This window comes from Nocardioides marmorisolisilvae, assembly GCF_031656915.1.
GTDB lineage: Bacteria > Actinomycetota > Actinomycetes > Propionibacteriales > Nocardioidaceae > Marmoricola > Marmoricola terrisoli.
Map to the genome: position 1 here is coordinate 348,932 of NZ_CP134227.1, position 23,338 is coordinate 372,269.

The 23,338-nt window shown below is 71.9% G+C and carries 26 protein-coding genes and 1 riboswitch; of the genes, 22 read left to right on the plus strand and 4 right to left on the minus strand.

Features of this window, described 5'->3' with window-relative positions:
* The first annotated feature begins 14 nt into the window (after positions 1-14).
* The 16 genes from coaBC to Q9R13_RS01740 all read left to right on the plus strand — a co-directional run bounded on the left by coaBC (position 15) and on the right by Q9R13_RS01740 (position 15,870).
* On the plus strand, positions 15-1,256 hold the full coding sequence (coaBC, locus tag Q9R13_RS01665; RefSeq protein ID WP_310963305.1) for a bifunctional phosphopantothenoylcysteine decarboxylase/phosphopantothenate--cysteine ligase CoaBC: 1,242 nt from the start codon (positions 15-17) through the stop codon (positions 1,254-1,256).
* 132 nt (positions 1,257-1,388) lie between these two features.
* Positions 1,389-2,585: a methionine adenosyltransferase gene (gene metK, locus Q9R13_RS01670; RefSeq protein ID WP_310963306.1), complete on the plus strand. Its 1,197-nt coding sequence runs from the start codon at positions 1,389-1,391 to the stop codon at positions 2,583-2,585.
* 93 nt (positions 2,586-2,678) lie between these two features.
* A complete protein-coding gene (locus Q9R13_RS01675; protein ID WP_310963307.1) occupies positions 2,679-4,766 on the plus strand; it encodes a primosomal protein N' in 2,088 nt (695 codons plus the stop codon).
* 48 nt (positions 4,767-4,814) lie between these two features.
* Positions 4,815-6,272: a flavin-containing monooxygenase gene (locus Q9R13_RS01680; protein ID WP_310963308.1), complete on the plus strand. Its 1,458-nt coding sequence runs from the start codon at positions 4,815-4,817 to the stop codon at positions 6,270-6,272.
* 76 nt (positions 6,273-6,348) lie between these two features.
* Complete coding sequence (gene def / locus Q9R13_RS01685) at positions 6,349-6,894, plus strand: peptide deformylase (RefSeq protein WP_310963309.1); 546 nt, start codon at positions 6,349-6,351, stop codon at positions 6,892-6,894.
* A gap of 13 nt (positions 6,895-6,907) precedes the next feature.
* Positions 6,908-7,843, plus strand: coding sequence for a methionyl-tRNA formyltransferase (gene fmt, locus Q9R13_RS01690; RefSeq protein WP_310963311.1), 936 nt, complete (start codon positions 6,908-6,910; stop codon positions 7,841-7,843).
* A 9-nt stretch (positions 7,844-7,852) separates the two neighbouring features.
* On the plus strand, positions 7,853-8,281 hold the full coding sequence (locus tag Q9R13_RS01695) for a hypothetical protein (protein ID WP_310963312.1): 429 nt from the start codon (positions 7,853-7,855) through the stop codon (positions 8,279-8,281).
* The gene (locus Q9R13_RS01700) at positions 8,271-9,581 is read left to right on the plus strand and encodes an RsmB/NOP family class I SAM-dependent RNA methyltransferase (protein WP_310963313.1); all 1,311 of its coding nucleotides are present in this window, start codon (positions 8,271-8,273) and stop codon (positions 9,579-9,581) included. Before Q9R13_RS01695 ends, Q9R13_RS01700 begins: the two co-directional genes overlap by 11 nt.
* Positions 9,582-9,657: 76 nt before the next feature.
* On the plus strand, positions 9,658-10,320 hold the full coding sequence (rpe, locus tag Q9R13_RS01705) for a ribulose-phosphate 3-epimerase (RefSeq protein ID WP_310963314.1): 663 nt from the start codon (positions 9,658-9,660) through the stop codon (positions 10,318-10,320).
* Between the two features lie 107 nt (positions 10,321-10,427).
* Positions 10,428-10,573: riboswitch (FMN riboswitch) on the plus strand.
* 80 nt (positions 10,574-10,653) lie between these two features.
* A complete protein-coding gene (ribD, locus tag Q9R13_RS01710) occupies positions 10,654-11,718 on the plus strand; it encodes a bifunctional diaminohydroxyphosphoribosylaminopyrimidine deaminase/5-amino-6-(5-phosphoribosylamino)uracil reductase RibD (protein ID WP_310963315.1) in 1,065 nt (354 codons plus the stop codon).
* Between the two features lies 1 nt (position 11,719).
* On the plus strand, positions 11,720-12,310 hold the full coding sequence (locus Q9R13_RS01715) for a riboflavin synthase (protein WP_310963316.1): 591 nt from the start codon (positions 11,720-11,722) through the stop codon (positions 12,308-12,310).
* Positions 12,307-13,680, plus strand: a complete 1,374-nt coding sequence (locus Q9R13_RS01720) for a bifunctional 3,4-dihydroxy-2-butanone-4-phosphate synthase/GTP cyclohydrolase II (protein ID WP_310963317.1) — start codon at positions 12,307-12,309, stop codon at positions 13,678-13,680. Before Q9R13_RS01715 ends, Q9R13_RS01720 begins: the two co-directional genes overlap by 4 nt.
* The gene (gene ribH, locus Q9R13_RS01725; RefSeq protein WP_310963318.1) at positions 13,677-14,168 is read left to right on the plus strand and encodes a 6,7-dimethyl-8-ribityllumazine synthase; all 492 of its coding nucleotides are present in this window, start codon (positions 13,677-13,679) and stop codon (positions 14,166-14,168) included. The genes Q9R13_RS01720 and ribH overlap by 4 nt, the downstream gene beginning before the upstream one ends.
* 5 nt (positions 14,169-14,173) lie before the next feature.
* Entirely contained in the window at positions 14,174-14,437 is a 264-nt protein-coding gene (locus Q9R13_RS01730) for a phosphoribosyl-ATP diphosphatase (protein ID WP_310963319.1), read from the plus strand.
* 45 nt (positions 14,438-14,482) lie between these two features.
* The gene (hisG, locus tag Q9R13_RS01735) at positions 14,483-15,337 is read left to right on the plus strand and encodes an ATP phosphoribosyltransferase (protein WP_310965010.1); all 855 of its coding nucleotides are present in this window, start codon (positions 14,483-14,485) and stop codon (positions 15,335-15,337) included.
* The gene (locus Q9R13_RS01740; protein ID WP_310963320.1) at positions 15,334-15,870 is read left to right on the plus strand and encodes a PH domain-containing protein; all 537 of its coding nucleotides are present in this window, start codon (positions 15,334-15,336) and stop codon (positions 15,868-15,870) included. Before hisG ends, Q9R13_RS01740 begins: the two co-directional genes overlap by 4 nt.
* Here Q9R13_RS01740 and Q9R13_RS01745 read toward each other — a convergent pair.
* Genes Q9R13_RS01745 through Q9R13_RS01760 form a run of 4 tightly spaced genes read right to left on the minus strand, consistent with a single transcriptional unit; the run spans position 15,842 to position 18,943 of the window.
* Positions 15,842-16,732: an aldose 1-epimerase family protein gene (locus Q9R13_RS01745; protein WP_310963321.1), complete on the minus strand. Its 891-nt coding sequence runs from the start codon at positions 16,730-16,732 to the stop codon at positions 15,842-15,844. The genes Q9R13_RS01740 and Q9R13_RS01745 overlap by 29 nt on opposite strands.
* A complete protein-coding gene (locus Q9R13_RS01750; RefSeq protein WP_310963322.1) occupies positions 16,729-17,256 on the minus strand; it encodes a uridine kinase family protein in 528 nt (175 codons plus the stop codon). Before Q9R13_RS01750 ends, Q9R13_RS01745 begins: the two co-directional genes overlap by 4 nt.
* Positions 17,253-18,503: an alanine racemase gene (locus Q9R13_RS01755; protein WP_310963324.1), complete on the minus strand. Its 1,251-nt coding sequence runs from the start codon at positions 18,501-18,503 to the stop codon at positions 17,253-17,255. Before Q9R13_RS01755 ends, Q9R13_RS01750 begins: the two co-directional genes overlap by 4 nt.
* Positions 18,500-18,943 (minus strand): hypothetical protein, encoded by a 444-nt coding sequence (locus Q9R13_RS01760; RefSeq protein WP_310963325.1) that lies wholly within the window; start codon positions 18,941-18,943, stop codon positions 18,500-18,502. Before Q9R13_RS01760 ends, Q9R13_RS01755 begins: the two co-directional genes overlap by 4 nt.
* Positions 18,944-18,963: 20 nt before the next feature.
* Here Q9R13_RS01760 and Q9R13_RS01765 point away from each other — a divergent pair, with 20 nt between their 5' ends.
* The 6 genes from Q9R13_RS01765 to Q9R13_RS01790 all read left to right on the plus strand — a co-directional run bounded on the left by Q9R13_RS01765 (position 18,964) and on the right by Q9R13_RS01790 (position 23,289).
* Positions 18,964-19,485 carry an SseB family protein gene (locus tag Q9R13_RS01765; protein ID WP_310963326.1) on the plus strand — a complete coding sequence of 174 codons (522 nt, stop codon included), beginning with the start codon at positions 18,964-18,966 and terminating at the stop codon, positions 19,483-19,485.
* 302 nt (positions 19,486-19,787) lie between these two features.
* The gene (gene infC / locus Q9R13_RS01770; protein ID WP_310965011.1) at positions 19,788-20,483 is read left to right on the plus strand and encodes a translation initiation factor IF-3; all 696 of its coding nucleotides are present in this window, start codon (positions 19,788-19,790) and stop codon (positions 20,481-20,483) included.
* A gap of 86 nt (positions 20,484-20,569) precedes the next feature.
* Entirely contained in the window at positions 20,570-20,764 is a 195-nt protein-coding gene (gene rpmI, locus Q9R13_RS01775; protein WP_310963327.1) for a 50S ribosomal protein L35, read from the plus strand.
* Between the two features lie 73 nt (positions 20,765-20,837).
* Positions 20,838-21,221, plus strand: coding sequence for a 50S ribosomal protein L20 (rplT, locus tag Q9R13_RS01780; protein WP_310963329.1), 384 nt, complete (start codon positions 20,838-20,840; stop codon positions 21,219-21,221).
* A gap of 96 nt (positions 21,222-21,317) precedes the next feature.
* Positions 21,318-22,193: a TrmH family RNA methyltransferase gene (locus tag Q9R13_RS01785; RefSeq protein ID WP_310963330.1), complete on the plus strand. Its 876-nt coding sequence runs from the start codon at positions 21,318-21,320 to the stop codon at positions 22,191-22,193.
* 10 nt (positions 22,194-22,203) lie between these two features.
* On the plus strand, positions 22,204-23,289 hold the full coding sequence (locus Q9R13_RS01790) for a sensor histidine kinase (RefSeq protein WP_310963332.1): 1,086 nt from the start codon (positions 22,204-22,206) through the stop codon (positions 23,287-23,289).
* Positions 23,290-23,338 lie beyond the last annotated feature (49 nt).

The following is a 23,338-nucleotide window of genomic DNA, read 5'->3' on the forward strand; positions in this document are numbered from 1 at the left end:
GCCACAATGGGCACGTGAACGACCAGACCCAGCGATCCCGTCCGCACGTCGTCCTCGGCGTGAGTGGCGGGATTGCGGCGTACAAGGCCTGTGAGCTGCTCCGCCTCTTCAAGGAGGCCGGCCCCGGCGCGTACGACGTGACCGTGGTGCCGACCGCGGCCGCGCTGGAGTTCGTCGGCGCCCCGACCTGGGCGGCGCTGTCGGGAAGCCCGGTCGCCACCGAGGTCTGGCAGCACGTCCACGACGTGCCGCACGTGCGGATCGGCCAGACCGCGGACCTGGTCGTCGTCGCCCCGGCCACCGCCGACCTGCTCGCCAAGGCGGCCCACGGGCTGGCCGGCGACCTGCTCACCAACACGCTGCTGACCGCGCGCTGTCCGGTCGTCTTCGCCCCGGCGATGCACACCGAGATGTGGGAGCACGCCGCGACGCAGGCGAACGTCGCGACCCTCCGTGGCCGCGGGTGCGTCGTCATCGAGCCCGCCGAGGGCCGGCTGACCGGCGCCGACACCGGCAAGGGCCGGCTGCCGGACCCCGGCGAGATCTTCGCGCTCGCCGTCGACGTGCTCGAGCGCGGGACGGCGCACAGCCAGGACCTCGCCGGTCGGCACGTGGTCGTCTCGGCAGGCGGCACCCGCGAGTACCTCGACCCGGTCCGGTTCATCGGCAACCGCTCCAGTGGCCTGCAGGGCTATGCCCTCGCCCGCACGGCGGCCGCGCGCGGGGCCGAGGTCACCTTGGTCGCGGCGAACACCGCGCTGCCCGACCCGGCGGGGGTCAAGGTCGTTCGCGTCGATACCACCGTGCAGATGCAGGAGCAGGTGCTCGCTGCGGCCGCAGCCGCCGATGCGGTGGTGATGGCGGCCGCACCCGCAGACTTCCGGCCGACCCACGTCGAGGGCGCGAAGATCAAGAAGGCAGAGGACGGCTCGGTGCGGCCGCTCGAGCTGGTGCAGAACCCCGACATCCTCGCGGGACTGGCGCAGCACCGTCCGCACGAGGGCCTGGTGGTCGTCGGGTTCGCGGCGGAGACCGGGGACGCCGCCGGGACCGTTCTCGACCATGCCCGGGTGAAGCTGACCCGCAAGGGCTGCGACCTGCTCGTGGTCAACGACGTCGGCGGCGGCAAGGTCTTCGGGGAGAACGACAACGAGGCCGTCGTGCTCGGTGCCGACGGCAGCCAGGTCGCCGTGCCGCGAGGCACCAAGGCGGCACTGGCCCAGGTGATCTGGGACCGCGTCGTCGCGCTCCTCTGAGCGGCTCGACGTAGCCGATCGGGCCGATTCGTCGTTGCATCCGGCGAGACGCGTGTCCACTGTTCAAGACGGCGGGTTAGGGTGGTCCGGACTGTCCGTCCGCCCCGCGGCGACCACGATGTAGGAGAGACCTTGACCGGACGCCTTTTCACCTCCGAGTCGGTGACCGAGGGTCACCCCGACAAGATCGCCGACGCGATCAGCGACACGGTCCTCGACGCGCTGCTCGCCGAGGACCCCACGAGCCGGGTGGCCTGCGAGACGCTGCTGACCACCGGTCTCGTCGTGGTCGCGGGGGAGGTCACCACCAAGACCTACGCACCCATCGCCCAGCTGGTCCGCGACAAGATCCTGGAGATCGGCTACGACTCGTCGGTCAAGGGCTTCGACGGCAACTCGTGCGGCGTGCAGATCGCGCTCGGCACCCAGTCGCCGGACATCGCCCAAGGCGTCGACGACGCCTACGAGGAGCGTGCCGAGAAGTCCACCGATGCCCTCGACAGGCAGGGCGCCGGTGACCAGGGACTGATGTTCGGCTACGCGTGCGACGACACCGATGTGCTGATGCCGTTGCCGATCACCATCGCCCAGCGGCTCGCCGAGAAGCTGACCGAGGTGCGCAAGAACGGGCTGTTGGGCTACCTCCGTCCCGACGGCAAGACCCAGGTCACCATCGAGTACGACGACGAGGCGCGACCCGTCCGGGTCGACACCATCGTGGTGTCGAGCCAGCACGAGGACGGCATCGACCTCGAGGGCAAGCTGGCCCCGGAGGTCCGCGAGCACGTCGTCGACCCGGTGCTCGCCACCTTCGACATCCCCTCCGACGGCTACCGCCTGCTGGTGAACCCGACCGGCAAGTTCGTCGTCGGCGGCCCGATGGGCGACGCCGGCCTGACCGGTCGCAAGATCATCGTCGACACCTACGGCGGGATGGCCCGCCACGGTGGCGGTGCCTTCTCCGGCAAGGACCCGTCGAAGGTGGACCGCTCCGCGGCGTACGCCATGCGCTGGGTGGCCAAGAACGTGGTCGCGGCCGGTTTGGCGCGACGCTGCGAGGCGCAGGTCGCCTACGCGATCGGCAAGGCCCAGCCGGTCGGTGTCTACATCGACACCTTCGGCACCGAGACCGTCCCGGTCGACGTGATCCAGAAGGCCGTCCTCGAGGTCTTCGACCTGCGCCCGGCCGCGATCATCCGCGACCTGGACCTGCTCCGGCCGATCTTCGCGAAGACCTCGGCGTACGGACACTTCGGGCGCGAGCTGCCCGAGTTCACCTGGGAGCGCACCGACCGTGTCGACGCGCTGAAGGCCGCCGCGGGCGTCTGATCCGACCCGAGCGCCCGGTCCGCCTCGTGCGGGCCGGGCGCTGGTGCGTCCCGCCCCCCTCGATCGTCGGACCGGGCTGGTTGAATCGCGGTCGTGCCAACCGAGGTCCCTGCCGACGACGCCGACGGGCAGCCCGCGCTGCTGCCGCGCGAGGCGGCCCGGGCCGAGCTGCGCCGGGCGAAGCCCCGCGCCGCGACCGCCGCGGACGCGGCGGTAGACCCGGTGGCCCAGGTCCTGGTCGACCTGCCGCTCGCGCACCTGGACCGGCCCTTCGACTACGCGGTTCCGCAGAAGTACGCCGACACGGCGGTGCCCGGCGCCCGGGTGAAGGTCCGGTTCGCCGGCCAGGACGTCGACGGCTTCGTGGTCGGGCGTACGCCGAGCAGCGACCACCCCGGACGTCTGCAGCAGCTGCGTCGCGTGGTGAGCGCCGAGCCGGTGCTCACCCCGGAGGTGGCCGAGCTCAGCGCGCTCGTCGCCGCGCGCCAGGCGGGGACCCGCGCCGACGTGCTCCGGCTGGCCGTGCCGCCCCGCCACGCCGCGACCGAGAGGCAGCCGAGCCCCCCGTCGCCCGCGGTCGAGGCGACTCCTGACACCGCCGTCTGGGAGCCCTACGCAGGCGGGTCGGCTCTCATCGAGGAGCTGGCAGCGGGCGGATCGCCGCGGGTGGTGTGCAGCGCGCTTCCCGGCGACCAGGGCGCGGTGCTGCTCGCCGAGGCGGTGGTGGCGACCGCGCGTGCGGGCCGCGGCGTGCTGGTCTGCGTCCCCGACAGGCGCGACGTCGCGCGCCTCGACAGGGTCCTCACCGGGCGCCTCGGGCCGGGACGGCACGTCGTCCTCACCGCGGACGCCGGCCCGGCAAAGCGCTATCGCTCCTTCCTCGCCGCGGCCCGAGGGGCGTCCCGGATCGTGATCGGCACCCGCGCGGCGGCGTTCGCCCCCGTGGCGGACCTGGGGCTGGTGGCCATCTGGGACGACGGCGACGACCTCCACGACGAGCCGCGTGCGCCGTACCCGCATGCGCGGGACGTGCTGCTGCTGCGGGCGCGACAGACCGGGTGCGCGGCGCTGGTGGGCGGGCACGCCCGAAGTGTCGAGGCGCAATACCTCGTCCGCACCGGGTGGGCGCGCGAGATTGCCGCACCGCGAGAGGTCGTGCGCAGCCGGGTCACCGTCGCGGTGACCGGTGACAGCGCCGGTGACCTGGCTCGGGACCCGCGGGCGCGGTCGGCGCGGCTGCCCCGGGAGGTCTTCGAGGTGATCCGCGCGGCGCTGACCCGCGGCCCGGTGCTCGTCCAGGCACCGCGCGCCGGCTATGCCACCAGGCTGCTCTGTGACCGCTGTCGGTGCAGCGCGGACTGCGCACGCTGTCGCGGCCCGCTGCGGATCACCGCGGCCGACCGACCCCCGGAGTGCGCCTGGTGCGGCACACCGGCGCCCGGCTGGGCGTGCTCGGAGTGCGGCGGACGCGGTCTGCGTGCCCCGGTGCTGGGCGACCGGCGGACCGCCGAGGAGCTCGGTAGGGCGTTCCCGAACGTCCCGGTCCGCACGTCCTCGGGCGACCACGTCCTCGACGAGGTGGCGAGCACTCCCGCGCTGGTGGTCGCGACACCGGGCGCGGAGCCGGTCGCGGACGGGGGCTACGCGGCCGTGCTGCTCCTGGACACCTGGCTGCCGCTGGGCCGCCCCGACCTGCGGGCCGCCGAGGAGGCGGTCCGGCGTTGGGCGAACGCCGCTGCGCTGGTGGCCGCGCCCGACCGCGGCCGGGTGCTGGCGGTCGGCGCGCCCTCCCACCCCGCGCTGCAGGCCCTGGTCCGCTGGGACCCTGCGGGATTCGCGGAGCGGGAGATCGCCGATCGCCAGTCCGCGCACCTGCCGCCGGCCTCCCGCGCCGCGACGGTCGCCGGGGATCCCGAGGAGGTGGCCGCCGCGCTCGAGGACCTGGCGCTGCCACCCGGGGCCGAGGTGCTGGGACCGGTCGCGGTCCCAGACCAGCCTCGCGGCCGTCGCGGTGGCCACCCCGAGGACGACGAGGCCGAGCAGGTGTGCCGTTACGTGGTGCGCGTCCCGCGCGCGGCCGGAGCCGACCTCGCCGCCGCGCTGCGGGTGATGCAGGGGACCCGGTCGGCTCGCAAGCTGGCGCACCTGAGGGTCGAGCTCGACCCCACCTCACTCGGCTGATCGCGCCGGCCTCTTTCCTTGTTGACGCCAGTTCAATATAATGGGCAGATGCCGAGAAGTGAGACCGCCACAGACCATGTCGACGTGCTGATCGTCGGAGCGGGGCTGTCGGGCGTGGGCGCCGCCGTACACCTGCACGAGGGTCTGCCCGAGCTGAGCTACGCGGTGCTCGAACGGCGGTCCGAGATGGGTGGCACCTGGGACCTGTTCCGCTACCCGGGCGTGCGCAGCGACTCCGACATGCACACGCTCGGCTACCGCTTCCGGCCGTGGCACGACGACAACGTGCTGGCCGACGGCGCTTCGATCAAGCGCTACGTCGAGGACACCGCCGCGGAGTACGGCGTCACCGAGCACATCCGCTTCGGTCACCGCGTCGTCTCGGCGGACTGGGACAGCGACGCCGGCGTGTGGACCGTCGGCTACGAGGTGGACGGCGTCCCGGGCACGCTCACCAGCCGGTTCGTGTGGGCGTGCAGCGGCTACTACAGCTACGACGAGGGGCACACCCCCGACTTCGCCGGTGTCGAGGACTTCCGCGGTCAGCTGGTGCACCCGCAGTTCTGGCCCGAGGACCTCGACTACGCGGGCAAGAAGGTCGTGGTCATCGGGTCGGGAGCCACCGCGGTCACCCTGGTCCCGTCGATGGCTGACGAGGTCGAGCGGATCACCATGCTGCAGCGCTCGCCGACGTACATCCTCTCGATCCCGCGCAAGGACCCCCTCGGCCCGGCGGTGCGCGCGGTCCTCCCGGAGAAGACGGCGGCGGGACTGGCCCGCTGGCGCAACGTGCTGCTCCAGGCCGGTCTCTTCCAGGCCAGCCAGCGTCGCCCCGACATGATCCGCAAGCTGATCCGCAGCGCCACGGAGCGCCAGCTGCCCGAGGGGTACGACGTGGACACGCACTTCAAGCCGTCCTACGACCCGTGGGATCAGCGGATGTGCATGGTGCCCAACGGCGACCTGTTCAAGGCGATCCGGGCGGGCAAGGCCGAGATCGCCACCGACAGGATCGACCGCTTCACCGAGAAGGGCATCCTGCTGGCCAGCGGCGAGGAGCTCGAGGCCGACATCGTGGTGACCGCGACCGGACTGAAGCTGCAGCTGTTCGGCGGGGTCGACGTCTCCGTGGACGGCGAGCGCGTCGAGCCCCACGAGCGGATCGTCTACAAGGGCTGCATGCTCGACGGCGTGCCCAACCTCTGGTTCGTGATCGGCTACACCAACGCGTCGTGGACGCTCAAGGCTGATCTGGTCTCGGAGTACGTCGTGCGGGTGCTGCAGAAGATGGGCCGGCACGGAGAGTCGGTGGTGCGTCCGGTGCGCGGCGACGACATCGAGACGGTGCCGCTGATGCCGCTGCAGTCCGGGTATGTCCAGCGCGCGGTGGGAGAGCTGCCACAGGCGGGGAGCCGGGCGCCGTGGCAGATGCCCAACAACTACCTGGTGGACATCGTCCGGCTGCGCCGCGGACGGCTGCGCGACGGCGCGCTGACCTTCAGCTGACGCCCCGGCGGCACGCTCCGGCCGTCCGCGATGCTCGATAGGGTGGCCGGAGTCGTCCACCGCGAGGAGTCCCTGCGTGTCCGTCCGTCCGATCCGGCTTTTCGGTGACCCGGTCCTGCGTGCCGCTGCGGCACCCGTGGTGGACTTCGACAAGGAGCTGCGGACGCTCGTCTCCGACCTCACCGACACCATGCGGGACGCACCCGGGTCGGGGCTGGCGGCACCGCAGATCGGGGTCGGGTTGCGGGTCTTCACGTGGTATGTCGACGGCGAGCTCGGCTACTTGGTCAATCCCTCGCTGGAGCTGTCGGCAGACCTCCAGGACGGGCCCGAGGGCTGCCTGTCCATCCCGGGCATCACCGTGGACTGCCAGCGCGCGCTGCACGTGGTGGCGCACGGGCTCGACATGCACGGCGAACCGAAGCTGGTGGAGGGGTCCGCCCTGCTCGCCCGGGCACTGCAGCACGAGACCGACCATCTCGACGGGATCCTCTTCATCGACCGGCTCGACCGCGACGCCCGTCGGGAGGCGATGCGGATGATCCGCGAGTCCGAGTGGTTCGGCGAGCCGACCCCCGCGGTCCGGCTCTCGCCCCACGCGACCAACGGGTTCGGTCTGTGAACGGGCGGGCCCGATGAGAGTCGTCTTCGCCGGGACCCCCGAGGTCGCCGTACCCGCACTGGAAGCCTTGCAGGCCAGCAGCCACGAGCTCGTCGGTGTCGTCACCCGGCCCGACGCGCCCGCGGGCCGCGGCCGGCACCTGGTCGCCTCACCGGTCGCGCAGTGGGTCGCCGAGCATCGGCCCGACGTCGCGCTGCTCAAGCCCGAGCACCCGCGCGACCCCGACTTCCAGCAGGTGCTCCGGGCGCTCGAGCCCGACTGCTGCCCGGTGGTGGCCTACGGCGCGCTGCTGCCGCAGTCCGCCCTCGACATCCCGCGACACGGCTGGGTCAACCTGCACTTCTCCGTGCTGCCGGCCTGGCGTGGCGCCGCGCCGGTGCAACACTCGATCTGGGCCGGCGACGAGGTCACCGGGGCCACCACGTTCCAGATCGTCAAGGAGCTCGACGCCGGTCCTGTGTATGGGCTGATGACCCAGACGATCCGACCGGACGACACCGCCGGGACCCTGCTCGCCAAGCTGGCCGAGGGCGGCGCGGGGCTGTTGGTCTCCACCCTCGACGGCATCGCGGACGGCTCGCTGGAGGCCCGCGCCCAGCAGTCCGAGGGTGTCAGCTTCGCTCCCAAGGTGCTGGTCGACGACGCGCGGGTCGACTGGCGACTTCCGGCCGCCGGCATCGAGCGGCAGATCCGGGCCTGTACGCCGAGTCCGGGAGCGTGGACGACCCTCGAGGGCGACCGGATGAAGCTCGGGCCGGTGTGGATCGACGACACCGCGGACCGGCTCGCGCCGGGCGAGCTGCGGATCGGCAGACGCGCCGTGCACGTCGGCACCGGGACCCATCCGGTCCGTCTCGGCGAGGTCAAGGCCTTCGGCAAGAAGCAGATGCCGGCCGCCGACTGGGCCCGGGGCGTCACCGTGCCAGCCGGCACGACCCTGGGGAAGTAGGGGGAAGCGATGGCCGCCGTACCCGCCCGACCTGAGGACGTCGACGAGATCTGCGCCGCCCTCCCTGAGACCTGGTTCGGCACCTCCTGGGGCGACGTCCCGACCTGGCTCGTGCATCATCGGTTCCGTGACGGCGAGCGGCAGGGTCGCGGCTTCGTGCTGTACCGCAGGCCCGGCCGGACCGCGATCGACCCCGCCACCGGTGAGCCGTTCACCGACCTGCTCGTGATCCGCACGGTGGACGAGGCCGACAAGACGGCCCTGGTGGAGGGCGACGGGCCGTTCTTCACCGTCGACCACTTCAACGGCTACAACGCCGTGCTCGTGCAGCTGTCCAGGCTCGGCGAGGTCAGCCGTGACGAGCTGGTCGAGGTGATCACCGACGCGTGGCGCGCCTGTGCCCCGAAGAGCCTGGTGAAGCGCCATCGTGGCGGTTGACCCCGCGCGCCGGTTGTCCTTCGACGTGCTCCGCGCCGTGGACGGCTCCGATGCCTACGCCAACCTCGAGCTCGCCAGGCTGATCCGCGAGCGACGCCTCGACGGACGCGACGCGGCGTTCGCCACCGAGCTCACCTCCGGCACGCTGCGGATGCGCGGCGCCTACGACGCGGTGATCGACGCACTGGTCACCCGGCCGCTCGACCCGCCGGTGCGTGACGCGCTACGGCTCGGCTGCCATCAGCTGCTCTCCATGCGGGTGCCCGCGCACGCGGCAGTGGCGACCACGGTCTCACTCGTGCGCACCGCGATCGGCCACCGCCCATCAGGCTTGGTCAACGCGGTGCTGCGCCGGGTCGGTGCCCGCACCTTGCCGGAGTGGATGGACCACCTGGACGCCACGCCGGCGGTGCGCGCCTCCCATCCGCAATGGGTCGTGGACCTGCTCGCCGAGGCACTCGGTGACGACCCGACCGCGTTGCTCGAGGCGGACAACGACGCCCCGCGGGTCACTCTGGTCGCGAGGCCGGGGCTGGCCACGGTCGAGGAGTTGGGCGGTCGGGCGCTTCCGGTCTCGCCGTACGCCGTGGAGCTGGAGAGCGGCGATCCCAGCGCCATCCCCGCGGTCCGCGAGGGCCGGGCCGGTGTGCAGGACGCCGGATCCCAGCTGGTGGCGCTGGCGCTCGCGGCTGCGCCCGTGGAGGGTCGTGACCGGCTCTGGCTGGATCTGTGCGCGGGTCCCGGCGGCAAGGCCGCGCTGCTCGGCGCGCTGGCCGCCGGACGAGGGGCGACGCTGATCGCCAACGAGCGACAGCCGCACCGGGCCGTCCTGGTCGCGTCCGGTGCCCGTGCGCTGCCGCCGGGAGCGCTGAAGGTCGTCGCCGGTGACGGCACTGCTCCCGCGTGGCGACCCGGGACCTTCGATCGCGTCCTCGTGGACGCGCCCTGCACCGGTCTGGGCGCGCTGCGCCGACGTCCCGAGGCGAGGTGGCGCCGCCGGCCCGAGGACCTCGACGCCCTGGTGCCCCTGCAGAATGCCCTGCTGCACGCGGCTCTGGACTCGGTGCGCCCCGGGGGTGTGGTCGGCTATGCGACCTGCTCGCCGGTGCCGGCGGAGACGGCCGAGGTGGTCCGAGCCGTTCTGGCCGTCCGAGACGACGTGCGCCTGCTGGAGGCGCCCCCGCTCGTCGGCTGGGTCGAGGCCGCCTCCAGCCGCACGCTGCCCGGCGCCGTACAGCTGTGGCCGCATCTGCACGGCACCGACGCGATGTTCCTCAGCCTCCTGCGCCGGGCCGGCTGACCTGGCCGGGTTCACGGCTGCATGCGTCGTGGGCCGGGTTCGGCCATGCCGCCGGGACCGTGCCAGACTTCGACGCGTGGCAGTCCAGATCACGCCGAGCATCCTCAACGCCGACCTGTCCCGCCTCGCCGACGAGGTCGCCAGGATCCCCAGCGCCGACTGGGTGCACGTCGACGTGATGGACGGGCACTTCGTGCCCAACCTGACCCTCGGTGCGCCGATGTTCGAGTCGCTCGCCCGGCACAGCAGCCTTCCCCTCGACGCCCACCTGATGATCGAGGACCCGGACCGGTGGGCTCCGGCGTACGTCGAGGCCGGCGCCGGCAGCGTCACGTTCCATGTCGAGGCGGCCGCGGCCCCGGTACGCCTGGCCCGGGAGATCCGCGCCCAGGGAGCGCGCGCATCGATGGCCCTGAAGCCGGCCACGCCCGTCGATCCCTACGAGGACCTGCTCGGCGAGCTGGACATGCTGCTGCTGATGACGGTCGAGCCGGGATTCGGCGGTCAGCGGTTCCTCGACCTGTGCCTGCCCAAGATCCGGCGGGCCCGCGAACTGATCGACAAGCACGGGCTCGAGTTGTGGCTCCAGGTCGATGGAGGCGTCTCCGCGGAGACGATCGAGCGGTGTGCCGAGGCCGGTGCCGACACGTTCGTGGCCGGGTCCGCGGTCTACTCCGCCGAGGACCCCGACGCCGTGGTCCAGCAGCTGCGCAGCCTCGCCACCGCCGCGGACGGCTGAGGCTCCGAGCGGCGCTTCCCTTGCCCGCGCCCAGGGCGCTGATGTGACGTGCGCAACGTAGGCGCCGGCGGGCGGGTGTGGCAGGCTGGTGCCTGACGAGCAGATGCTCGCGTGCTCTGGGGGCGGTGGAACTCCGCACCGGCGGTGAAAGTCCGCGACCCGGCTGCTGACCTTCATCCGAGGGCTGGTGACCGGTTGACCAGGTGGAACTCCTGGACCGACGGTCAAAGTCCGGATGGAAAGACGCACGCTGCGCTGGTCGCGTCCCCGGAGTGGGCCGCAGCCGGCGCCGTCGCCCCGGGGTCCGCGTGCCGCGGAACAGGAAGGGGCGAGATGGCCGGCAGCGCTGACGGCTTCAGTGCCGCCGAGGTGCGCGCGATGAGGCGTGCTCTCGAGCTGGCCGCCACCCCCGGCGTACCTCTGGGACCCAACCCCCGCGTCGGGTGCGTGCTGCTCGACGCCGACGGTCGCGAGGTTGCGGCGGGCTTCCACCGCGGCGCCGGGACGCCGCACGCCGAGGTCGCAGCGCTCGCCGAGGCGGGCGCCGACGCGCGGGGTACGACGGCCGTGGTCACCCTGGAGCCGTGCAACCACACCGGGCGGACCGGCCCCTGCTCGACGGCTCTCATCGAATCCGGCGTCGCCCGCGTGGTGTACGCGCAGCCCGACCCCAACCCGCTGGCTGCCGGGGGAGCCGAGGCGCTCCGGAGGGCCGGGGTGGCGATCGGCTCCGGACTGCTCGAGGCGGAGGCCCGGCGGCTCAATCGGGCATGGATCTTCGCCCTCGAGCACCAGCGGCCGTTCGTCACCTGGAAGTTCGCGACCAGCCTCGACGGGCGCAGCGCGGCCGCCGACGGGACCAGCAGATGGGTCAGCTCGCGACCGGCCCGCATCGACACCCATCGGCTCCGCGGGCAGTGCGACGTGATGCTGGTCGGCGCCAACACCGTCGCAGTCGACGACCCCGAGCTCACCGTGCGCGATGAGTACGACGTCCCCCTGGCGCGGCAGCCGCTCCGCGCGGTGATGGGGGAGCGGGACCTCCCCGACGACCGACGGATCTTCAATGACCGGGCGCCGACCGTCCGGCTGCGCACCCACGATCCACGCGCCGCGCTGGCGCAGCTGTTCGACCTCGACCGCAGGCACGTGTTCCTCGAGGGCGGCCCCACCCTGGCCGCGTCGTTCCTGGTGGCAGGGCTGGTCGACGAGGTGGTCACGTATGTGGCCCCGATCCTGCTCGGCGCCGGACGCAGCGCGGTGGGGGACCTGGGCATCAGCACGATCGCGGACGCGTTGCACCTGACGGTCACGGACGTGACGACGCTGGGGACCGGCGCAGATACCAACGTGCGCATCACCATGGAACCGGCGCCCGCGCCGGACGAGGAGGACTGACATGTTCACCGGAATCATCGAGGAGCTCGGCACCGTCGACGCGCTCGAGGAGCAGGCCGACGCGATCCGGCTCACCGTGCGCGGCCCGTTGGTCACGACCGATGCCGGCCTCGGGGACTCGATCGCGGTCAACGGCTGCTGCCTGACGGTGGCCGAGCGGTCGGGCGAGACCTTCACCGCTGACGTGATGCGCGAGACGCTCGAGAAGACGTCCCTGGGCGGGCTCGAGCCCGGCAGCCGGGTCAATCTCGAGCGCGCGGTCACCCCCGCCACCCGGCTGGGCGGTCACATCGTGCAGGGCCACGTCGACGGCACCGGCACCGTGCGTCGCCGTACCCCGAGCGAGAACTGGACGGTCGTCGAGATCACGATGCCGCCCGGGCTGGACCGCTATCTGGTGCCCAAGGGCTCGATCACCGTGGACGGCATCTCGTTGACCGTGGTCGAGACGGCCGCGGACACCTTCAGCGTCAGCCTGATCCCCGAGACGCTGGCCCGCACCACCCTGGGTCACAAAGAGCCAGGCGACGTCGTCAACCTCGAGGTTGACGTGATCGCCAAGTACGTCGAGAAGATGGTGAGCAGCTCATGAACGCAGCCGAACCCAACCTGCGCGGTCCCGTCCGCCTGGACGACGTGGAGGAGGCGATCGCCGACATCGCCGCCGGCAGGGCCGTCGTCGTCGTGGACGACGAGGACCGCGAGAACGAGGGCGACATCATCTTCGCGGCGTGCAAGGCGACGCCGGAGCTGATGGCGTTCACCATCCGCCACTCCAGCGGGGTGATCTGCGTGCCGATGCCTGCAGAGATGCTGGACCGTCTCGAGATCCCGCTGATGACCCCGCACAACAGGGACAAGCTGCGCACGGCGTACACGATCTCGGTCGACGCGAGGGACGACGTGACCACCGGCATCTCCGCCGCCGACCGGGCCCACACAGCGCGGGTGCTGGCCGACTCGGCGACCGAGCCGTGGGAGCTCACCCGACCCGGGCACGTCTTCCCGCTGCGCTATCGCGAGGGCGGCGTGCTGGTGCGTCGTGGCCACACCGAGGCGGCCGTGGACCTGGCCCGGATGGCCGGTCTGACCCCGGCCGGGGTCCTGGTCGAGGTCGTCAACGACGACGGCACCATGAAGCGCGGTCCCGAGCTGCGCGCATTCGCCGACGAGCACGGTCTGAAACTGATCTCGATCGAGCAGATGGTGCACTACCGCCGGCGTACCGAGCGGCACGTCGAGCGGCTGGCGTCGACCCGGCTGCCCACCAGGTACGGCGACTTCACCGCCTTCGGCTACCGGATCACCGTCGACGGCAGCGAGCACATCGCACTCGTCTTCGGCGACCCGGCGGACCTCGCCGGCGACGAGCCGGTGCTCACCCGGGTGCACAGCGAGTGCCTGACCGGCGACGTGTTCGGCTCGGCCCGTTGCGACTGCGGCCCCCAGCTGGAGGAGGCGCTCGAGAAGATCGCCGCGGAGGGTCGGGGCGTGGTGGTCTACCTGCGCGGTCATGAGGGGCGTGGCATCGGCCTGCTGGCCAAGCTGCAGGCCTACCAGCTCCAGGACGGCGGGCGCGACACGGTCGACGCGAACCTCGACCTGGGTCTGCCCGCCGACGCGAGGCACTACGGCGCCGCCACCCAGATCCTCAAGGACCTGGGCGTCCGGTCGGTCCGGCTGATGACCAACAACCCGGACAAGACGACCAGCCTGGAGAGCTACGGCGTACCCGTGGCCGAGCGGGTCCCGTTGACACCACGGCCCAACGACCACAACCTCGCCTATCTGCTGACCAAGCGTGACCGGATGGGCCACGAGCTTCCGGGTCTCGAGCCGTTCGCCGAGCAGATCCGGCAGTCCGAGCAGGTCGACCGGACCGACCGCAACCTGGTGGAGGTCGACCAGACAGTGCTCGACCAGACAGCGCTCGACCAGACAGTGAAGGAGGCTCGCCGATGAGTGGAGAGGGCGCACCGGGCCAGGCGCCGACGGACTGCCACGACCTGAGGGTGGCGGTCGTGGCGGCCTGCTGGCACGAGAAGGTGATGGACGGACTGATCGCCGGGGCGCAGGCCGCACTGGCCGAGCACCAGGTAGAGGCGCCGGTCGTCGTGCGGGTCCCGGGCTCGTTCGAGCTCGCGGTGGTCGCCAACGAGCTGGCCCAGAAGGGGTTCGACGCCGTCGTCGCGCTCGGCGTGGTGATCCGCGGAGGCACCCCGCACTTCGACTACGTCTGCTCGGCGGCGACCGACGGCCTGAACCGGGTGGCGCTGGGCACCGGCACCGCGATCGGCTTCGGTCTGCTCACCTGTGACGACGAAGCGCAGGCGCTGGATCGCGCCGGCCTGGAGAACAGCCGCGAGGACAAGGGCTACGAGGCTACGGCGGCGGCGCTTCTCACCGCACAGACCCTACGCAGGATCAGGCGGCGCGAGCACCTAGGCTAAGGGCGATGAAGACGTTCGAGGAGCTGTGGTCGGAGCTGAACCACAAAGCCGCCACTCGCCCCGCGGGCTCGGGCACGGTCGCGGCGCTGGACGCCGGTGTCCACTCGATCGGCAAGAAGCTCGTCGAGGAGGCCGCCGAGTCGTGGATGGCTGCCGAGCACGAGGGCCATGAGCGGGCGGCCGAGGAGATCAGCCAGCTGCTGTACCACGCGCAGGTGCTGATGCTCGCCGCCGGAATCTCCCTCGAAGACGTCTACACGCACCTCTAGGAACTCATCGTGACCAGCCCGACCACCGACCCGTCCGGCGGCGCCCTGCTGCGCATCGCCATCCCCAACAAGGGCTCACTGGCCACCTCGGCCTCCGAGATCCTGCGTGAGGCCGGCTACCGGCAGCGCTCGGACTCCAAGGAGCTCACCCTGCTCGACAGCGAGAACGGGGTCGAGTTCTTCTACCTGCGACCCCGCGACATCGCGCTGTACGTCGGATCGGGCACCCTCGACATCGGGATCACCGGCCGCGACCTGCTGCTCGACTCCGGCGCCAAGGCCGAGGAGGTCCGAAGCCTCGGGTTCGGGCGGTCGCGGTTCCGGTTCGCGGCCCGTCCCGGCACCCTGACCGGGCTGGCCGACCTGGCCGGCAAGCGCATCGCCACGTCGTACGTCGGCATCGTCCGTAGCTACCTCGAGCGCAACGGGATCGACACCGCGACCACCGAGGTGATTCGTCTCGACGGTGCCGTGGAGACCAGCATCCAGCTCGGCGTCGCCGACGTGATCGCCGACGTCGTCGAGACCGGCAGCACGCTCAAGCAGGCCGGGCTCGAGATCGTCGGCGACGTGGTGCTGGAGTCAGAGGCGGTGCTGATCACTCGCGCCGACGCTGCCGCGCCCACCGGCTTCGAGGTCTTCAAGCGGCGCCTCGACGGGGTGCTGGTGGCCCGGTCCTACGTGATGATGGACTACGACATCCCCGACTCACAGGTCGAGCGGGCCGTGGCGCTGACTCCCGGCATCGAGAGCCCCACCGTCTCGCCCCTTCATCGGGAGGGCTGGGTCGCGGTCCGGTCGATGGTGCCTCGCGACGGCGCCCAGCGACTGATGGACGACCTCTACGAGATCGGGGCGAGGGGCATCCTGCTCACCGACATCCACGCGTGCCGGCTGTGAGCGACACACCGGCACCACATCCGGTCGATGCCCAATCGCTGCCGCACACGTGGCGTCCGTTCGGTGCGCGGATCGCCGGCAGCGTCTTCGGCGGGATGCTGCTCGTCCTGCTCGTGGTGGTGTGGATCGCGTTCGGCGCGCAGGATCGCGCCCGGTTCGACACCTTCCAGCGGGCGACCCTGGTGTTCCTCGGCCTGCTCGGCTTCGCGACCTGGTTCGCGCTGGTGCGCTCGCGGGTGTCGGCGCAGGAGCGCGGCCTCACCGTCGTCAACGGCTACCGGCGACGCGACTTCGAGTGGGCCCAGGTCCTCGGGATCCAACTGCGCCGCGGTGCACCGTGGGCCAATCTCGACCTCTCTGACGGCACCTCGATCTCCGTGCTCGCGATCCAGGGCTCGGACGGGTCGCGCGCCATCGACGCCGTGCGGGCGCTGCGCGGGCTGATCGCCGAGCACTCCGCCGAGCCGCCCCGCCGCCGGGACGGCCCCACTGATCCGCCTGCGGCTAGCGACCCGGGGACTCCTCCCGACTGAGCCGGAACGAGCCGTGCCAGGTCTCGCCGGGCGCGAGCACGAGCAGATCGGTGCCGGAGTTGAACGCGTCCGCGGGCGCCGTCATCGGCTCGACCGCGAGCGCCTGCCGGCGGCCCTCCGAGAGCGTGTCGCCGGTGAAGACCTGGACCCAGCGCCACTGCGGCCCGAGGTCGAGACGTACGACGTACGCGCCCTCGACACGCACCTGCGCCCAGCCGCGCTCGTCGCGGTGCAGATCGGTCCAGGCGTCGTCGAGCTCGACGGCACCGATCCGACGGCCCATGGAGAAGTCGCGCTCGGCAGGAGTCGGCTCGAGGGTGGTCGGCAGGTGCCGTTCGTCGACGCGCAGGTGTCGGTCCGCCGCCACTGTGAGCACCGCTTCGTCGACGACCACACCGACGCGCAGGTAGGGGTGCATCCCGGCGGCGAACGGCGCCGGGGAGTCCGATCGGTTGGTCGCGCCGAGCCGCACGGTGAGGCCGTCGTCGGCCAGCGCATAGCGGGCGCGCAGATCGAGGGTCCAGGGATACCCGCTCTGCGCCACCAGCCGCATGCCGACCTCGATCGTGTCCTCGGCGGACTCGACCGGTGTCCACGCACACCAACGGGCCAGGCCGTGGCTGGCGTTGCCGAACGCGGGCTCGCTGATCGCCAACTGGCGCTCGGTGCCGGCGAACGTGTACCTGCCGTCGCGGATCCGGTTCGGCCAGGGGAGCAACAGCTGTCCTCGGCCGCCGCTGACCGGCTCGCCCGGGACATCGAGGAGGTCGGAGCCGTCGTACCGCAGCGAGGACAGCCCGCCACCCGCCTCCAGCACGGTGGCGGTGTACCTGCCGTGGCCGATCGTCCAGCTGCGGCTCACGTGGGCACCACCAGGTCGGCCCGAGCCCGGGTCCGCTCCCGGGCGAAGAGCTCTTGTTCGTCGACCATCCACTTCTCCCATCGTTCGCGAACCTTCTCGCCGTCCCGTGCGATGCCGCGCGCCAGCCGGGTGACGGGGTCGGACTCGACCCAGACGAGCACCGTGCATAGGGCCGCCCAGGCGCGGGTCCCCGCCCCGACACCCTCGATGACCAGCAGGGGCGCAGGCGCGACGAGATGCTCCTCTGCGGGAGCTGCAGTGATCCAGTCCCACCGCTGGTACCGCCCGGGCCGCCCGTGCATGAGGGGCTCGACGACGCCCCGCACTGTCGGATCGACGGTGGCCAATCCGTCCCAGCCACGGAAGAGGTCGTCCATGTGCACGGTCGGCGCGTCGATCGCCGCGGCCACGGTGGTCTTGCCGGACCCGGCCGGGCCGTCGATGCAGACCAGCCGGCCGTCGCCCAGGGTAGGTCCGCGGGAGTCGGCGAGCGCACGAATGCGGGCGGCGGTCGCGGCGATCACCAGGCGTGCCCCAGCCCACGGTAGGAGGGCACGGACACGACCTCGTCCCCGCGGTCGCCAGGGAGGTGCCCGAGGAGGTGCACCGTGTTGGTGTGCTCGGCGAGCTCGCCGGCCTTGGCGTGCCGGAACCACACCCAGTCGCCGATCTCGAGGGCGCCGGCACCGGGGCCGGTCAGGGGAGTTTGTACCTCGCCGGCGCCCTCGAGCGCGGTCAGCTGCAGGCCCGGCGGTGCCCACGGCTGGGGTGAGCGGTCCTTGCCGGTCGGTCCGCTGGCGATGAAGCCTCCGCCGGCGACCGTGACCACGGTGTCGCCGGGCCGCCTCACCACCGGGACACCGAACCAGGCCGCCGGGCGGGGGCGGAAGCTCTGATAGTGGTCGAACAGCGTGGGGACCAACAATCCGGAGCCGGCGGCGACCTCGGTGACCACGGGGTCGGCGACCGTGGTCTCGACCGATCCGGACCCGCCGCCGTTCCAGAACCGCAGATCGACGACGTCGGCCAGCGCGCGGGCGATCCGGGCGCGCCGGTCATCGAGTTGAGTGACGGACGCAGCCTTGAGCCGGCGTACCACCAGCGACTTGGCGCGCTGGCTGGGCACGTCGTCCGGCACCCCGGCGACCTGGCCCTCGTAGGTCATCACGCCGTCGACGACGAGCCCGCGGGCGAGGGCGTCGCGCGCGAGCGCCACGACGGCGGCCGGGTCGTGCAGGGGGGACCGCTTCGGTCCGACATGCAGCGGACCCCGGCGCAGCCCCGCATCGATGTCGATGGCCACCCGGACCTGCGTGCCCGGCGTGCGACAGGCCTCGATCAGGTCCAGGTGGGCACGGTCGTCGACCATCAGGGTGATCCGCGAGGCAAGCAGCGGATCACCGCCGAGTCGCTGCAGCGCGCCACGGTCCACGGTCGGGTAGCCGAGCACGATGTCGTCGGTGACGTCGTTCGCGGCCAGCCACAGCGCCTCACGAAGCGAGTAGGCGAGCACTCCCTCGAACCCTTCGTGGGAGAGGGCCCGCTCGATCAGGGCCGGGACGCGGACCGACTTGCTGGCCAGCCGGATCGGGGTGCCGGTGGCGCGCCGAGCCAGGTCTTCGGCGTTGGCATCGAAGGCGTCGAGGTCCACCACCACCATCGGAGTGCTCGGGTCCTCCAGCATCACCACCGCGGCGTCGAGCCGCCGGGCCAGCGCGATCCGAGCATCCCGATCGGCAGGATCGCCGGCCGGCTTCGGGCTGCGGGTCACGAGATGCCGTGCTTCTTCAGGATCGCCGAGATCTCGTCCATGTCGTCGTCCGCCGGGCCCTCAGGCCGGCGGGCCACGGACCGACGCTCCTTGCCCGGTCTCGTCGCCCGTCGGTCGCCGCGAGCGGGGCGGCCACCCGCGCGCCGCCGAAGTGCGCCGGAGACGCCGAACAGCACGGCCGAGACCCCGGCGAGACAGATGCCCAGCCAGACGGCGGGGCTGAACACCACCCGCGCCGCCCAGTCGCCCACGTCGCCGATCACCTCGGTGGCCAGCCGCAGCGTTCCGGTCAGCCAGGCGGCGACGGGCAACAGCGTCCAGGCCACCCCGCGGAGGGCCGCCCGAGGGCCGCGCCGCTGCCACGCGAGATAGGTGAGCACCGCGCCGAGTGCGCTGAGCGCGCAGGCGAGGGAACCCCAGACCGCGCCGTCGTACGTCATGGCGTCTAGCCTACGGTTCCGTGCCCGCCGAACCCTCCCGCGACCTTCCCGACCCCGGCTTCGCCGGCGACGGGGGCGAGGTCGCGCCGGAGGTGGGCGCCGCCCTGACGGCGTACGGCGCCAGCGGCGGGCCCGGCCACAGAGCGGCGCTGGCTGTTCTGCAGCACAGCAGGGTGCTGGTCCCGGTGGTCGCGGTGCTCGGCGAGGTCGAGCACGACGAGCACGGCCGCGCGCACGACAAGACCAGTGACATGGCGACCGTGCTGATGACCGGTCAGGACGGGCGGACCGGGCTGCTGGCCTTCACCGGGACCGGCCCGCTGCGAGCGTGGAACCCCGAGGCGCGGCCGGTGCCCGTCGGCTTCGCGGACGCCGCCCGGGCCGCCCGCCAGGATGGCGCTGACGTGCTGTTGGTCGACGTTGCCGGGCCGGTGCTCTTCGTCGTGGAGGGCGAGCAGCTGGCCGCGCTCGCCGACGGGCTCACCCTGGTCGACCTCGGCGACGGCTGGGGTTGGGTGCGGGCCCAGCGGCCGAACGACTGAGAGCCGACGGGTCGACGGCTCCACGTTTCGACACAGATGGGGTCACTGGCGTACTCTGGGTCCTGACCGATCGGACACACGCTGTCCGATCCGCAAGCGGGGACCAGCAGCATCGGTCTCCCACCCGCATCGGCCGCGAGGCCGTCGGGTCGGGTCCGGCAGGGCCGGTGGCGTGCGCAAGCACACCGTCGGGCCGGTCTGTGGGCTTCCGCTTGTGAGCGGAGGCCCTTTTTTGGTGGACGGCAAGCGTACGCCGGGACGGAGCCGAGGCGGTCGCCCAACCGTTCCACCCAGGAGGACACATCAGCACTGAGCTGCGCATCAACGACCGGATCCGGGTTCCCGAGGTCCGGCTCGTGGGACCCAACGGAGAGACCGTGGGCATCGTCCCCACGGAGCAGGCACTGAAGCTTGCCCAGGAGGCCGATCTCGACCTGGTCGAGATCGCACCGCAGGGACGACCGCCGGTCGCCAAGCTCATGGACTACGGGAAGTTCAAGTACGAGAACGCCCAGAAGGCCCGTGAGGCCCGTCGGAACCAGACGAACGTGATCATCAAGGAGATGAAGCTTCGTCCGAAGATCGACGCCCACGACTACGAGACGAAGAAGGGCCACGTGGTCCGCTTCCTCAAGGCCGGCGACAAGGTCAAGATCACGATCATGTTCCGGGGCCGTGAGCAGCACCGTCCCGAGCTCGGGTTCCGGCTGCTCCAGCGGCTCGCCGAGGACGTCGAGGAGCTCGGGTTCGTCGAGTCCTCGCCGAAGCAGGACGGCCGCAACATGGTCATGGTCCTGGGGCCGCACAAGAAGAAGGCCGAGGCCAAGGCGGAGATCAAGGCGGCCAAGCAGGAGCGGGCCGCCGAGCGAGCCGCTGCTGAGGCCGAGGAGCACGCCGAGCGCACCGCTGGGCGCGAGGCCGCCGAGAAGGCCGCGGCCACCACCCCCAAGAAGGAGCGACGGCGCTCCGAGAACCTCGATCCTGACATCGACGCCTGACACCGACAGCTGACTGGCCACGCCCGGTCGTCGAACCCGCGACGCGGACACCTCGCGACCAGCCAACGAGAAACGAGAGAGAACAGATGCCGAAGAACAAGACGCACTCCGGCGCGAGCAAGCGCTTCAAGGTCACCGGCTCGGGCAAGATCCTGCGCGAGAAGGCCGGCAAGCGTCACAACCTGGAGAAGAAGGCCTCGAAGGTCACCCGGCGGATGACCGGCACGGTCGAGGTGGCCAAGTCGGACGTCAAGACCGCGAAGAAGCTGCTCGGTCTCTGACCGCGCGCCCACCGACATCAACGGTGGCCGACCACGTCGGAACCACCAGCAACAGATCTTGAAGGAGTAGGAAATGGCACGCGTCAAGCGGTCAGTCAACGCCCAGAAGAAGCGCCGGGTCGTCCTCGAGCGCGCCTCCGGCTACCGCGGTCAGCGTTCGCGCCTCTACCGCAAGGCCAAGGAGCAGGTCACCCACTCGCTGGTATACAGCTACAACGACCGGCGCAAGAACAAGGGCAACTTCCGCAAGCTGTGGATCCAGCGGATCAACGCTGCCGCCCGCGCCGAGGGGATGACCTACAACCGGTTCATCCAGGGCCTCAAGGCCGCCGGTGTCGAGGTGGACCGCAAGATCCTCGCCGACCTGGCCGTCAACGACGCGCCCGCGTTCGCCACCCTCGTCGAGACCGCCAAGGCCGCCCTGCCCGAGGACGTCAACGCCCCGGTGTCGGCCTGAGGGTGCGACTTTCCCAGGTTCAGAGCTCAACGTCGCTCTTCACACATCGGAGTCGGTGTGTGAAGAGCGACTCTGCTGGGTGAAGCGCAGGTCGTGATGGCCGCCGAGCATCCGCCGACCTCGGGAACGGGGTCCGGCTCGCTGACCACCCGCAGCGGGCGGGTGAAGGCGGCCCGCAGGCTCACCCGGCGCGCCGTACGGCAGGGGCACCGACTGTTCCTGGCCGAGGGCGCCAAGGCGCTGGGAGAGGCGCTCGCGGTGCCGGGCTGCGTCGTCGAGGTGTTCGCCACCGCGGAGGCCAGCGCGTCCTGCGCCCCCCTCCGCGACGCCGTCGTGCAGGCGGGTCTGCGCTGGCAGTACGCCGACGAACCCGCGGTGGCCTCGCTCTCCGGAACGGTCACCCCGCAGGGTGTGGTGGCGGTCTGCCGGTACGTCGACGTCGCGCTCGAGACCTTGCTGCACGCCGACGACTCCGGCGACCCCGACCCCGACGGCACCGGACCGCGCACGATCGCGATCTGCGCGGACGTCCGTGACCCCGGGAACGCCGGGACGATCATCCGGACCGCGGACGCCGCGGGCGCACGCGCCGTCGTGCTCGCCGGTCACAGCGTCGATCCCTACAACGACAAGACCGTGCGCGCGACCGTCGGGAGCCTGTTCCACCTGCCACTGGTCGTCGAGGCAGAGCCGACCTCCGCCGTACGCGCGCTCCAGGGTGCCGGGTGGACCGTGCTGGCCGCCGACGGTCACGGCGAGGCCGACCTGTTCGACGCCGGTGACCTGCTCGACGGCAGGGTCGCGTGGCTGTTCGGCAACGAGGCGTGGGGCCTGCCCCCTGAGCTCGCTGCCCTCGCGGACCACCGGGTCGCGATCCCGATCCTCGGCCGTGCCGAGAGCCTCAACCTGGCCACGGCAGCGGCCGTGTGCCTCTATGCGTCGGCAGCGGCGGCGAGGGCTGCCGGTCGCTAGCGTGGGGTCCGTGATCCCGACCTCGGCCGACGCCTACGATCTGCTGCCCGACGGGGTGGTGCTCGCCGACGCCGACGGCGACGTCCTCGTGGTCAACGAGGTGGCGCGGCGGATGCTCGGTCCTGCAGCCAGACCCGGGGTGCCGCTGCGCGAGGCGATGACGCTGCAGGACCGCGAGGGCAACGCGTGGTTCGCCACGGTGGGCCCCTATCGCGGCCTCTCGACGCGCAGGGCGATCCCCGAGCAGGCGTGGTTCACCGAGGACGGCACCGAGCTGCTGGTGCACACCCGGATCCGGCGTACCGGCCGGGGCGGACCCGTCGACCACGTGGCCGTCGCGCTGCGATCCGCCCGCGGCCGGGAGAGGCTGGACCGTGAGCGCTCAGACCTCGTCGCGACCGTCGCTCATGAGCTGCGCTCGCCGCTGACGGGGGTGAAGGGCTTCGTCGGCACCCTGCTGAACAAGTGGGACCGGCTCAACGACGAGCAGAAGAGGCTCATGCTCACCACCGCCCACTCCGATGCGGAGCGCCTCTCGCGGCTGATCACCGAGCTCCTCGACGTGGCCCGCATCGACACCGGCCGGCTCCCGCTCTATCCGCGAGAGTTCGAGATCGGACCCTGTGTGGAACGCATCCTGAGCTCCGTGCGGGCCGGAACCAGCCGGACGGTGCTGCACACCGACGAAGACCCTCAGGCGACCGTCTTCGCGGATCCGGACAAGTTCATCCAGGTCGTCACCAACCTCGTGGAGAACGCGATCAGGCATGGCGAGGGAGAGGTCCGGGTGGCCACTCGGCCGCTCACCGAGCCCGTCCGGGGTGTGGAGATCCTCGTCGACGACGAGGGCGACGGGATCCCCGAGGGGATCCGCACGCGGGTGTTCACCAAGTTCTGGAAGTCCGGTGTCAGCGGGGGATCCGGCCTCGGCATGTACATCGTCAATGGCCTGACTCGGGTCCACGGCGGCACCGTCGAGATCCTCGACGGGCCTCGCGGTGGCGCACGGGTACGGGTGCTGTGGCCGACCGCCCCGGCCGACGACGAGGGGCCGGCCGACGAATCCGGTTCGCGGGCCGGGCGCCCGGCTTCCTAGACTGCCCCCTGCAGCCCGCCGGCGAACCGCGTCGGCACGCAAGCGTCGA

Bases quoted from the DNA above. Each gene is read 5' to 3' on its own strand.
- Q9R13_RS01680 (WP_310963308.1), top strand. From the start codon at position 4,815: ATGCCGAGAAGTGAGACCGCCACAGACCATGTCGACGTGCTGATCGTC.
- fmt (WP_310963311.1), top strand. From the start codon at position 6,908: ATGAGAGTCGTCTTCGCCGGGACCCCCGAGGTCGCCGTACCCGCACTG.
- Q9R13_RS01695 (WP_310963312.1), top strand. From the start codon at position 7,853: ATGGCCGCCGTACCCGCCCGACCTGAGGACGTCGACGAGATCTGCGCC.
- ribD (WP_310963315.1), top strand. From the start codon at position 10,654: ATGGCCGGCAGCGCTGACGGCTTCAGTGCCGCCGAGGTGCGCGCGATG.
- Q9R13_RS01715 (WP_310963316.1), top strand. From the start codon at position 11,720: ATGTTCACCGGAATCATCGAGGAGCTCGGCACCGTCGACGCGCTCGAG.
- Q9R13_RS01720 (WP_310963317.1), top strand. From the start codon at position 12,307: ATGAACGCAGCCGAACCCAACCTGCGCGGTCCCGTCCGCCTGGACGAC.
- ribH (WP_310963318.1), top strand. From the start codon at position 13,677: ATGAGTGGAGAGGGCGCACCGGGCCAGGCGCCGACGGACTGCCACGAC.
- Q9R13_RS01730 (WP_310963319.1), top strand. From the start codon at position 14,174: ATGAAGACGTTCGAGGAGCTGTGGTCGGAGCTGAACCACAAAGCCGCC.
- Q9R13_RS01760 (WP_310963325.1), bottom strand. From the start codon at position 18,943: ATGACGTACGACGGCGCGGTCTGGGGTTCCCTCGCCTGCGCGCTCAGC.
- rpmI (WP_310963327.1), top strand. From the start codon at position 20,570: ATGCCGAAGAACAAGACGCACTCCGGCGCGAGCAAGCGCTTCAAGGTC.
- rplT (WP_310963329.1), top strand. From the start codon at position 20,838: ATGGCACGCGTCAAGCGGTCAGTCAACGCCCAGAAGAAGCGCCGGGTC.
- Q9R13_RS01785 (WP_310963330.1), top strand. From the start codon at position 21,318: ATGGCCGCCGAGCATCCGCCGACCTCGGGAACGGGGTCCGGCTCGCTG.